We start from the raw sequence: 11,633 nt of genomic DNA on the forward strand, positions 1-11,633 counted from the left end.
TTGCCCCGGTACCTGGAGATCGGCAATCACTGGCAAGGTCGTGCACGCCGCTACAATCAGCGACCCGCGGGCCTATAGCTCAATGGTTAGAGCAGAGGACTCATAATCCTTTGGTTCCAGGTTCGAGTCCTGGTGGGCCCACCACTTAGTTACCCATCGGCATCCAAAGCGATCCCAAGAAAGCGCTGATATCTAGTAAGGATGCGGATCATGTGTCCCATCACATCCAGGCAAATCTCGTTGCATCTCGCACAAAAGTGAGTAAGCATGTGAGTAACGGGCGACTCGCCCGGGTTGTTACTCACACTCTCGTTACTCGCAGGTGGTGCCTATGCTGACGGATACGAAACTGCGCGGCATGAAGCCCAAGGCGACGGTTTACCGCCAAGCCGACGCGAACGGGTTATGCATTGAGGTGCGTCCGACGGGGGCGAAGTTGTGGCGCTACCGATACCGCTACAACGGCAAGGCCAGCATGGCGCCACTGGGCCAGTACCCGGCAGTCTCCTTGTCGGAAGCCCGCACCGAGCGTGATCGACTGCGCGGACTGCTAAACGGAGGGGCCAACCCGACCACCGTTGCAAGGATCGAGAGAGCAGCCAAGGTGGAGCAGGCGGACAACACTTTCGGGGCCATTGCCAGCGAATTGCTCGAGAAGCGCACCCGCGAGGGATTGGGCATGGGCAGTGTGAAAAGAGAGAAGCGGTTGATCGAGAAAGACTTGGCTGGGATTGCCACGCTGCCAATCAACGTGATCACTGCGTCCATGCTGCTGCGCGAACTGCGCAAGCTGGAGAAGCGAGGTGTGGTGGAAACGGCGCACCGGGCGAAGGCGCACGCTGGTCTGGTGTTCCGATATGCCATTGCCACGGGCCGAGCGGTCACCGATCCGTCAGCAGCATTGTCTGGCGCGCTGGAACAACGGCAGAAACGCCACTTCGCCAGCGTGACTGAGCCGGCCCGGATCGGTGCCCTACTTCGTGCACTGCACGGCTATGAAGGCTCGTCGGTAGTGCAGGCCGCGCTGAAGCTCGCTCCATTGGTATTCGTTCGCCCGGGCGAACTACGGCAGGCCCGTTGGGCCGATGTCGACCTCGACGGCGCCGAATGGCGCTACACGGCAACAAAGACGGGCACGCCGCACATCGTTCCCCTATCGTCTCAAGCGGTATCGCTGATGCAGGACCTGCATCTGCTTACCGGCCGGGGCGAGTTCCTTTTTCCAGGGATTCGCAGTGCGCGCCGTCCCATGAGTGAGAACACGATCAATGCCGCGCTGCGCTACTTGGGCTTCGATGGCGACACGATGACCGGCCATGGATTCCGGGCCATGGCACGTACCGTCCTGGATGAGGTGCTGGGCTACCGTCCCGATTACATCGAACACCAGCTGGCCCATGCGGTGCGTGATCCGAATGGGCGCGCGTACAACCGCACGGCGCACCTACCCGAGCGCCGCAAGATGATGCAGGGCTGGGCGGACTACTTGGACACCCTCAGAGTGGGCGCGAAAGTAGTCTCAATCAGCCAAAAGCAAATCGGCTAGGAACGCGCCGAGCGATGAAGAGCCCTGGTGAAGCCAAGCAAAAGAAGCCGAGCGCTACTCAAATTAAGCGGAAAATGCAGGCCTTTGCCAAAAAAATGCGCAGACCTAACGAGCCTGCTCAACCAGAGGCGGCAGTCGTTGAGTGGGCAGAGTCGAATTTTCGTGCGCGGAGATCGGCGGCCGATCTCTGGAAGGCATATTTAGCTGAAGACCCGATAAGTTTTGATGCGACGGTCAAACGAGTGAAGCCTGGCTCCACGGAAATCAAGATGCTGATCGACTTTGCCTATCATGCCCGCAGTCCGCGCATTGCTTCGGAACTTGGTGCCGCCAGTGCCAAAAAAAGATATGAACCAATAAGAGAAGCTATCTGTGCCGACTGGATTGCTGCGCGAGAGAAAGGCGGCGACAAGAGCAAGCCTCAGTTCGCAAGGGATTGGATGCATCAAAAAGGCTGGACTGACCTCGACAAGCCACCAGTTTCCGAAAGGAGGCTGTACGAATGGCTGTTGAAAATTAAACCCTGAAAATAAAGTACACCGTCCACGCCTAGACGGTATTTAACGGGCAACTCAACTCCGCCTAAAGTGCCGCCTCACCCACAGAGGCGCACAGCATGCAACATCAAGGCAAAAGCAAAAGAGAGCGGCGGGGACATGTCCTGCCGCAAGCCCCCCTGATTTCCCTTGATCAGCCTGGGCGGCTGCTTACCCGTCATGTTCTGGCGTTGAGTGGCTGGAGCCATTCGAAGCTGTACAAGAAACTTAAAGAGGCTTCGTTCCCTGCTCCGGAGAAAGACGGGCGCGTCAATTACTGGACAACCGATACGGTAAGAGCAGCGTTAGGCCTGTCGGGAGTCACGCCATGAGTACTTACGCTGAGCGAGTCAGTCCGAAGAAGGCAGCGCTGTTTCTGGGCGTCTCCATAAGAACGCTGGAGGAATGGCGGAAGAGGAAGATCGGGCCCGCCTTTGTGAAGCTGGGCCCAAAGCTGGTCCGCTATGAAATTGCCGAGCTGGAACGGTTCCTTGCGAGCTCGAGGTGACTACCGAGCCAAGCATGACTCCTCCTGTAACTATAAAGGGAGGAGTCAGTGAATCAGATGTGTGTGAGAAGTCGATACGTGTCGGGATAGACAAGATAAAGATCAGATTGGACTTCACGAGTAGCAGGGCACCGGAATATCTCCAGATCCAAGAGTGGGCCAGGAGCGTTCGCGCCCACGAGTTTGGGAATAAGCACAGCGTCTGGAGTAAGCCGGGGAGATCGCAGACCAGCGTGTCCCAGGGGCTAGATGGTGGAGGAACCCTCTTCATTCTCTTTGGGAGGCATCGGGGAGAATTCAGGGCGTGGTTCGAGTTCAATCCGAACAAGGTAGTGATTGCTGAGTTGGAAGGCCGTCTTTGCACGATGCTCGAAAACGGCATGTACTCGCTGGTGGAACGCGGAATTGTCACTTACAGCGAGTTCGCCATCGACGTACCGAATGCACAGATCGAAGACTACGTATTCCTGTCCCGTAGCCATCGCCAGCAGGATCTGGGCTGGATCAACAATGGGGGCATTTATATCGGATCACGCAGACATGGCGAATTGCACTTTCACATTTATGACAAACAGAGGCAGTTGAGGGAGGCTGAGAACACCGTGGTTGAGAATTCATGGTTGAGAGTCGAGGCCAGGATCAGTGGCAAACGCAGATTTCCGCTGCGCAGCGTCCTTCAATTGCCAAGTCCGTTTTTAAACCTTCTCGTGCTGCGAAGAAGCTGTGTTGAACAGGTCATAGCCGATGGCCTACTCGGTAATATCATTTCAGCACAAGGAATGCCGCACGAGATTCAATGCCAGATGTCATGCCTCAATGGCCAGCAGAAAAAGTCAGTCCTTCATCGATTGAGCGAGTTCGAGGTCGATTGGTGGGGTCCAGATTTGCTGTGGGGGAGACTGGAGGCATCATTGGGCTGGCTGCACGAAGGGATGTCCTACAGTGGAAGGGCCTAAATGTGGCCATCTGGAAATTGTGTGCAATGGTCTGCGCTGTTCTCTCTAGGCCTGATCACGGCTACATCCGGAACATTCCGAGGGAGCCTGCGATTGCCGGCCAGAAATTGTGTCAACAACAAGAACCCATGCAACGTAGGTCATTCTTTACAGTCATTCGCGAACGGCGGGGCCATGTAGCGAATATCAGACACGTAGACGCCGAGATTGGATGGCCCCAGGGACGCATCACTGCGGTCAATCGTATGCAGTGGCTGACAAGTCTGGCTTGGAATAATTGGGGGCCTAGCCGAAGCGACAGGCAGAGTAGGCAAGCCGGCAGAGCCAGCGTCCGTTGACTCTTTACCTGCTGAGCATCAGCGCACGCTAGGAAATATAGCTGCCTGCTCCATCGCAGGAATTGGCTCGAGGGTGTCCCTCATTGCCTTCGCGCGCGACGCGGCGTAGATACCAGCGGATCATCCGGCAGCCTTGCAATCAAGGACGCATAGTATGCGTTGACCGCAGCGGCATCCTCGACGAGGGTACCTTCCTCCTCGCGCATCGGCTGGTTAGGGTCGCCGCGAAACGACAGCCAATTGAAGCTGGTCGTTACGAAGTACGCGTCATCGACCAGCAGCACCTTGGCGTGGGTATTGCCCTTGCGCACCAAACGGAAATTGTCGAAGGCTGTCGCTAGGGCTTCTAGCGACTCACGCGCCTGCCGATCCGGGTCGCGCTCACCCGGGTCGTCGCGGCCGATCCCATAGGCCACAGTCACTTGAACGCCGCGGTCTAGGCACGTCGTTAGGCGCTTGATGAAGGCCTTGTCGATTACGGCGGCGCGAATCCATGGTGAGACGATTAACAGCCGGTCTTGGGCGCGTTCCAACGCGTCGCGAAGCAATGGCGGGTGATCATATACACCCAACACCCGCACCTTGGCCGACATTACGCTGACGGCTTTCGTGCCAGCCAGCGTGAGGGGAGGGCGCCGGTCGAGTGGTGCTTGGGCCGCGTCGTCGACTACTTGAATGTCTCGGCGCAATTCACGCGCCACGGCCTGGACTTCGCGACGACGTTTGTCCGCATCGAACAACGTGGCAAACAACGGGGACTTGTGTGCAACGCCGCTTCGCTCATAGGCGATCTCGTGCTCGACTGAGGGGCGGCCGTCAATCGCGAAGGCTATGGAGATCCTACGACCGTCGTGTGACTTGAACCCCGCGGCCATGGCGCGGCGAAACAGTAGGGTCGGTTTGCCAACCACAGCATCTAGGCGCACGGCCCGCTGCGTCGGGCTGCCGACTTTGGCCATCAGGGCGGTCACACGATTGACTTGGGCCAGGTCGATATCGCCCGCACGGGGCGCTCGCCGAAGTACCGGGGGCAATACGCCAGTGGGTTCGAGTTGCTTGCTGGTCCACAGCTCGCGATGGTCCAGCGCAACCAAGTGGCGGGTGATGCCGTCTACGTAAAGGGGAATGCGCTGGCGCACCAACGCGAATGAGGCCTGCGTAGCAAGCCGACGTGACCCTTCGGCGGTCAGAGCGTAGCGAACCGGTTCGCCTCCGCGCGCCGCTACAGCGTTTTCGAACGCGAGTTGTCCGAGCTGAGTCACCACGACTTTGGGGGGGAGACCGAGAAAGCGCTCCAGGTCATCGATCGAGTCGACGCCGCGCGCAATCGCCTTGAGCATGAATTCCTCGATCGCCCCCAGCTCGCTCGCCTGCTGTAGCGTTACGGCGCAATTGACCCGAAACACGGGCAGGCCGACCTCGCGGTAGGAGATAAGGCGGTAGCCGTCGCGCCGATCCAGACGCTGGGCGATACCCTCCAGATCACTCATGGTCCCACTCCTTGACCACACACTCGACCGACTCCTCCTCAACGAACCTGATGATGCGGGCAAACGGATTCTTCCCCCGCACGGTGCGGCAGAACTCGAGATCGCCAACGATTACCAGGAAATCCCGGGCGCGCGATAAGGCCACATTGAGGTGACGCCAGTCGGAGAGCATGCCGATCTGACCGCGGTTGTTCTTGCGTGTGACCGAATAAATGCAGATGTCCACTTCGCGTCCCTGAAACGCATGTACCGAGGCACAGTCGATTGCCAAGCGGTCAAGGTCCCGTTCCTTGCGAATCTCGTTACGGATCATTGTCACCTGCGGGCCATAGCCCGAAATGACGCCAATGGCCGGCCAGTTGTTAGGCGGACCCCCGGTGCGTTCCAGAGCAAACAGCAGGCGCTTCAATAGCGCGACGATAGCCTGTGCCTCGCGGGCATTCTCGTAACTGGTGCCGCGTGAGCGTTCCTCGTAGGCCTTCTTGGCGCCTGAGTACGGATCGAGCCAACTCACCTCGTGGTCGAGTCCGGCCACTGACAGGTCCGCAATGTCGCGGTCGGCCGTGGAGGCTCCTTCGCTCAGGTTGCCGTCGTAGAAGCACTTACTTACCAGGCGGCCAATTTCGCCGCGCATGCGGTGCTGCTCGGTCAAGGCTGCCTTGCAACCGTCGCCTAGATCCTTGGTTAAACGTTCGAACAGTTGCTCGTCTAGCTGCTGCTGGCTCAGCCCAAACCGCTCCTGTAGTTCCTCGGACCGCAGGGCGTGGTCGAGCACCGCCGGCAGCTGGTGGTGGTCGCCTAGCAGGACGGCGCGGCGCGACTGCGCTAGCGGCACCAACAGTTCGGTGGTCGTGGCCTTGCCCGCCTCGTCGACGATGCATAGGTCGAACACCGTGCGCAACGCGGCTTCCTCGCGGCAGAACCCAACGCAGGTGCCGGCGACGACAGATGAGGAGGCGATGATAGCGGCCTTGAAATCCTCGGATTGGCCAAAGCGCATCCGCCAGTCTTCGGAAAGCGTCATCAGCTGCCCCAACGCTTCGCGCTGGGGGTCGCCGAGCAGCAACTGCGACCACTCTCGCAGCTCCGCATCGGAATGGGTGGCGAGCTGTGCGCCATCCTTGCCCAGTGACAGCAACTTTTGCCGCGCGGCCTCGACGGTACTGCGTGCTACGACGTTATCGCCGCCGATCCGCTCCAGTTCGTCTTCAAGCACGCCAGTTCGCAGCAGCTTGTCGCTGCGCTCGCGGGTCGCCAAGGTCGACTCGGCCGCGATCTCGGCTTCCAATGCTTGCGCTTCCACCTCCAGTTCGGCCAGCGATGCCAGGACCCGCGCGAGTTGCTCGCGCGCGCCAATCAGGTCGAGCACGGCGAGCCCAAGCTCGACCTCATGGCGGTCGATGCCCAGCTCTGCCGCGCGTTCCCGCAAAAATCGCTGCGAGGATTTCGTGACTTGGTCGCGCAGGACGAGGCTCCGCTGATTGAGGGAGCACGCTTCCACTCGCGGATCCGCTTCCTTGGAGCCACTGCCGATGCGAACACACGAGATCTCGCGATCGGCGCCAAGCAATCGTTCCAACGCGTTGTCCAGGGCGACATGGGTTTGCGACGCAAGCAGGATCCTCGAATTGGGGTTGCGCGCCAGCTCCTGTCGAATCAACTCGACGATCAATTTGGTCTTGCCTGTGCCGGGTGGCCCGTGGGTCACGATCAAGTCCGTACCGGCCGCGAAGCGCGACACCACCGCCTTCTTGGCATCATCGAGGCTGCGATCGAAGAATTGCGCAACGGGTTCGTACGAGGGCTCGCTGGGCCCGCTTTCGGCGCCGACGAGCAGGGCGCGCAGGCGCGAACCCGGCGTCTCGTTGGCCTTAAACCTGTCCAGTGCGCGCGCTTGCCTGTCTAGCGCCACCCGGGTCTGGGCCCAGTCGATGTCGAGCGTCCCCTTGCCGGGGATGCGTTCCAGGTCGATATGGGGGCGGGTCGCCAGTAACACGCACTGGCCGCCACGCACCGACTCCACTTCGCCACGAAACACCCAAGTGCCGTTGATCGAAATGACCCGCAACTGCTCTTCAACCGCGTCCTCGGGGTTCTCGATGGTCGCCAATAGCCGGGCCCCGTCGCGATCGACGGTCGTGTAGCGCAGCGGTGGAACGCCATTGCGGGCGATGTGACGCAGCGCCTCGAGCAAGTTGGACCATTCGGCGAAGGCGTGGTCGGGGTCATGGCGCTGGGCCTGACTCACCTCATGCAAGTGCGCGTCGAGGCCAGCGTACAGCGCCTGCAGGTCGCGCCGGGCGGCCTGCTGTTCTGTCGCACGACGCGGCAGTTGATCGGTGAAATCCGCCTGCAGTAGCCAGCGGTCCGATTGAAACAACGCGTCCAAGCGGAATCGCTTGCGCACCATACTGGTAACCACCAAGTGCTCCCGACTACGGTCGAGCGACGCGGCTAGGCGGAACGACTGCGTTTCCATGGCAATCGTGCTGTCCCCCGCGCCGCCTACGGCCGACACGGCGGCAACCTCGCTGAGCTCCGCAAGCAACTGTTCTTGGGGACTCCCTTCAGCGTCGGCGGGGGCGCGCAGCTGCTCGGTTACGCTCGGGACAAAGCGCAGCGCTATGCGCAACCTCTCGGGCTCGGCATCGGTGCCGCCGCCGCCGCGCAAGGCATCAGCAAACTCGACGATCGTGCCAAAGCGTTCGCCGGGCGTGCGACTCAATGCCCGTACGATGGCCGCCCGTTCAGCGGGCGGCAGCGCCAGCCCGGGCAACGCGGCATAAAGCTCCTCATGGTCGGCCAAGGCGTGACCAGCCATCGCGCGCACAGCAATCGCACAAAACGCATACGGGTCGCGCGTGAGGGTGTAGGTGCCGGTGTCTTCTTCAGGCAGGCAGTACGGTACCGTCCGCCACCCCATTAGCGTGCGGCCGATGCCGACGCTCGCGAGCTTGGCCTGACCGAAGTCGATGATCTTGACAGCGCCAGTCGGCGTGACAAGGACATTGCCTGTCGATAGGTCGCGATGAGCGACGTTGCGTTCGGCGGCGTAATTGAGGGCGGCAACGATCGCTTCGCCGTAGCGTTCGTAGAACGTTTGCCATTCCAGCGGCCCTGCGGCGGCGAGATGCTGTTCGAGGGTCTGTCCGTCGATCCACTCGAGCGCAATGTAGCGCTGATTGGTGATTGAACAACGCCCGGCGTCGAGCATCCGGACAATGCAGTCGTGGCTAAGTTGGCCGAGCGCGCTATGTTCGCGATGCCAGATCTCATTGACGATCGCCGGGTCGCGGCCGTGCTCGGTGAAGACCTTCAGGGCCACTACCGCATGCGACTGTTGGTCAAAGGCCTTGTGAAGTATTGCGGTGCCGCCTTCAGTCTGCTCGGCCAGCAGGACGTAGCGATCGGCGAAGATCTTTGGTTGCGACATCCGCGTTGGCACCCCTGCCCCCTGTCCTGTAGTGGAATCTACACGAAGGAACGGGAGTGGCGAATATCCGCACCTAGCCGATAGGAGACATCATCGGAGCCAATCTCCATAAAATTTCTGAAAATCAAATTGCATTCTCGCCGTCAAAAGTTACGATCTCTCAATGGGTATCGAATTTTTAAGCGGTGATTTTCGGTAAGTGTCTTCTTGAACGACAGTTGCTTCAGGCAATAGCCGATGAAGCATCGGAAGCACGAACAAGCTCCAGCATTGTCCCTGCTCATGCTGATGCCTCACTGGTGGCCAGTCTCTGGCAAAAGGCCATCCGGAGGGGGCATGGCGATTGGGCGATAGCCGCAGCGCGTGAACTTCAGAGGCGTGATCCTGCCTATGTTTGGCGACGCATCCGCGTTATCGCGCTCGAAGAGGTCTCGGTTGCCAACCTTCAACTAGTCGCACAAGTCCTCGCCATTGCTGGCAAACGCGTTCTGCGGGCCAAACTTGACGAACGCATTCTACTTTCCCATCTGACCTGCGAACTCACGCGATCGCCTAAATGCCGGACGCCCTGTGACATGGCGTCATGGCTGGATCCGCTGGTCGAGGGCGATGAATACACGCGGCTGCCTGGGCGGGTTCGCGATTTCGCAGCTGGGAATCTGGACCTAATCCGTCGATCGGCAAGTGCATGGCGGAACGCAGTGCCTCTCTCCATGCGCGTCGATGGTCGATGGAAGGCCTCCGGCAAAGGGAGCCGCGATCGCCGCGAGGCCTATCTGCAATGGGTGGGTGCATCACCCTTGCTGCGGTTCGTCGTCGAGCGCGGCGGGAGTACCTATGCGCTGAACGCCCTTTGCGTGCCTGCGGCACAGCTGAAAGCAGTGCACTCCGTCCCTCGACCAGAAGTCACGCCGCCCCCTTGCTCGGATGAGCTAATCCGATCGATCCCGGCTTATGCGTACTGCATGTATTCCGCCCTAGGGCGCGAAGCGCTGAGGCTATTCCTGAATCATTCCAATTGGGCTGCTGACGAACGCATCCCCTTGAAGCGGGAGGCGCTCACCGTTCTGGGCAACCTCGTCTTCTATGTCGAAGGAGGCTTTTGCGCCGACATGCTCGAAATTGCGCATAGCGTCGAGATCGAGCGGGAATCCGAGCGGACGCTGCTCGGACGACATGGCATTCGACCGAACGACGTGACCGCACTCCTCGATTCGGCGCGTGAGTCCCTGCCCCTCCTGAATTCGATGCGACGTCTCGTCGCGGAAGACCAATGAAGACGGAAGGAATACAACCATGCTTGCACTGACAAATAGAGCGTATCCGGATAGGAACGTTAGCGAGAAGGAACAAAGACTGATCGCGCGCGCAGTAGCCGTGTTGCAGCGACGGATGGTCGGCGGCGAGCCCCTATCGAGCCCGGATGCGGCAGGCGAGTTTCTGCGCCTGCGGCTTGCGCCGCTGGACCGCGAGGTCTTCTTCCTGCTGCTCTTGGATACCCGTCATCGCGTAGTCGCGGCGGAGATGGTCTTCATGGGCACCATCGACGGCGCGGAGGTTCACCCGCGGATAGTGGCGAGGCTGGCTCTGAAGCACAACGCAGCAGCCGTCATCTGTGCTCACAACCATCCGTCCCAGAATCCGGAGCCATCGGCTGCCGACCGTGCGGTAACGGCGCGCCTCAAACAGGCGCTGGCGCTGCTGGACATCCGGCTCTTGGACCACTTCGTCGTAACGGCGGCAGGCTGCACGAGCTTGGCAGCGCGGGGCTGGGTGTGACTAGTCAGGGGCTCCCAGCCAGACCCACTAGCGATAACACCCACTTATCGCTACTCACCGACATCGGATGTGGGGAACCGCGGTCATCCGGCAACCAACTGCATCGCGGCCTACCGGGCGACGAGCTCGTCAACGGCTACATCGATGCATGTTGGGCCAAGGCGACGAAGCGGGCTTATGCCAGCGATGTGCGGGACTTTATGGCTTGGGGAGGAGCTCTACCGGCATCGCCAGAATGCTTGGCTCGTTACCTTGCGGAGCGTGCATCGCGACTGTCCCCGGCAACACTGGCGAGGAGGCTGGTCGGATCGGCTCCGCCCATGTGCTGGCCGGATTCCGCGACCCAACCAAAGATCCTTTGCCGGGAATGGTGCTCAAGGGAATCCGCCGGACACATGGTGTCGTACAGCGACGTGCGTTGCCGCTCGACCCTCGAAGGCTGCGGCAGGCATGGAACATATTCAGCTCGCTGCGCAGCACGCGCGACAAGGCGCTGGTCTTGCTCGGCTTCTCGACCGCCTTCCGCCGGTCCGAGCTGGTGGGGCTGGACATCGACGATCTATGTTGGTCGGAGCGTGGCCTCACCATTCGTTTGCGCAATTCCAAGACGGATCAGGAAAGGGCGTCCAGGTTGGTGGCCGTTCCATGGGCCGGAGCGGGCCCCTGCGCTGCGCTGGCGGTGATGCACTGGATAGAAGCTAGCAAGATCAAGCAAGGAGGCCTGTTCCGATCCATTAACGCCCAAGGCACGCTCGGGGAGCGTTTGAGTGCGCAGTCCGTCAACGGGATCGTCAAGACCTTGGTCAGCCTTGAAGGCATGCCGGTCGATCGTATATCCGCCCACAGCTTGAGGGCAGGATTCGTCACGGCAGCCGTCGATGCGGGGGTCGACCTAGCCTCTATCCAGAAGCAAACGGGGCATGCGTCGCTGGACGCTCTTGCGCGATACATCCGGGGTGTGGATCCGTTCGTACAGAACGCGAACGCCAAAATTGGCTCCAGCGGGCACTTCAACTAGGCGTAGTGGGACCGAGGCGGACCCGTCAC

9 protein-coding genes and 1 tRNA gene are annotated in these 11,633 nt (G+C 60.4%); 8 read left to right on the top strand and 2 right to left on the bottom strand.

Features of this window, described 5'->3' with window-relative positions; all coding sequences use genetic code 11:
• The first annotated feature begins 68 nt into the window (after positions 1-68).
• From ACJQWL_RS05910 to ACJQWL_RS05930, 5 genes are all read left to right on the top strand, one after another.
• A tRNA-Ile gene (locus ACJQWL_RS05910) sits at positions 69-144 on the top strand.
• 187 nt (positions 145-331) lie between these two features.
• On the top strand, positions 332-1,546 hold the full coding sequence (locus ACJQWL_RS05915) for a tyrosine-type recombinase/integrase (protein WP_330969270.1): 1,215 nt from the start codon (positions 332-334) through the stop codon (positions 1,544-1,546).
• Positions 1,547-1,560: 14 nt separating this feature from the next.
• Positions 1,561-2,073 (top strand): hypothetical protein, encoded by a 513-nt coding sequence (locus ACJQWL_RS05920; RefSeq protein WP_330969269.1) that lies wholly within the window; start codon positions 1,561-1,563, stop codon positions 2,071-2,073.
• 337 nt (positions 2,074-2,410) lie between these two features.
• A complete protein-coding gene (locus ACJQWL_RS05925; protein ID WP_411300777.1) occupies positions 2,411-2,590 on the top strand; it encodes a helix-turn-helix transcriptional regulator in 180 nt (59 codons plus the stop codon).
• 233 nt (positions 2,591-2,823) lie between these two features.
• Positions 2,824-3,546: a replication initiation factor domain-containing protein gene (locus ACJQWL_RS05930; RefSeq protein ID WP_330969267.1), complete on the top strand. Its 723-nt coding sequence runs from the start codon at positions 2,824-2,826 to the stop codon at positions 3,544-3,546.
• A gap of 418 nt (positions 3,547-3,964) precedes the next feature.
• Here the strand turns inward: ACJQWL_RS05930 and ACJQWL_RS05935 are convergent, their stop codons facing one another.
• Positions 3,965-5,374 carry a phospholipase D-like domain-containing protein gene (locus ACJQWL_RS05935; RefSeq protein ID WP_330969266.1) on the bottom strand — a complete coding sequence of 470 codons (1,410 nt, stop codon included), beginning with the start codon at positions 5,372-5,374 and terminating at the stop codon, positions 3,965-3,967.
• Positions 5,367-8,807: an AAA domain-containing protein gene (locus tag ACJQWL_RS05940; protein ID WP_330969265.1), complete on the bottom strand. Its 3,441-nt coding sequence runs from the start codon at positions 8,805-8,807 to the stop codon at positions 5,367-5,369. Before ACJQWL_RS05940 ends, ACJQWL_RS05935 begins: the two co-directional genes overlap by 8 nt.
• Positions 8,808-9,382: 575 nt before the next feature.
• Between ACJQWL_RS05940 and ACJQWL_RS05945 the strand changes: the two genes are divergently transcribed.
• The 3 genes from ACJQWL_RS05945 to ACJQWL_RS05955 all read left to right on the top strand — a co-directional run bounded on the left by ACJQWL_RS05945 (position 9,383) and on the right by ACJQWL_RS05955 (position 11,604).
• Positions 9,383-10,084 (top strand): hypothetical protein, encoded by a 702-nt coding sequence (locus ACJQWL_RS05945; protein ID WP_411300778.1) that lies wholly within the window; start codon positions 9,383-9,385, stop codon positions 10,082-10,084.
• 19 nt (positions 10,085-10,103) lie between these two features.
• On the top strand, positions 10,104-10,586 hold the full coding sequence (locus ACJQWL_RS05950) for a JAB domain-containing protein (protein ID WP_330969263.1): 483 nt from the start codon (positions 10,104-10,106) through the stop codon (positions 10,584-10,586).
• A 235-nt stretch (positions 10,587-10,821) separates the two neighbouring features.
• Complete coding sequence (locus ACJQWL_RS05955; RefSeq protein WP_411300779.1) at positions 10,822-11,604, top strand: site-specific integrase; 783 nt, start codon at positions 10,822-10,824, stop codon at positions 11,602-11,604.
• Positions 11,605-11,633 lie beyond the last annotated feature (29 nt).

It is taken from the genome of Novilysobacter viscosus (assembly GCF_046600715.1).
Lineage (GTDB): Bacteria > Pseudomonadota > Gammaproteobacteria > Xanthomonadales > Xanthomonadaceae > Lysobacter_C > Lysobacter_C viscosus.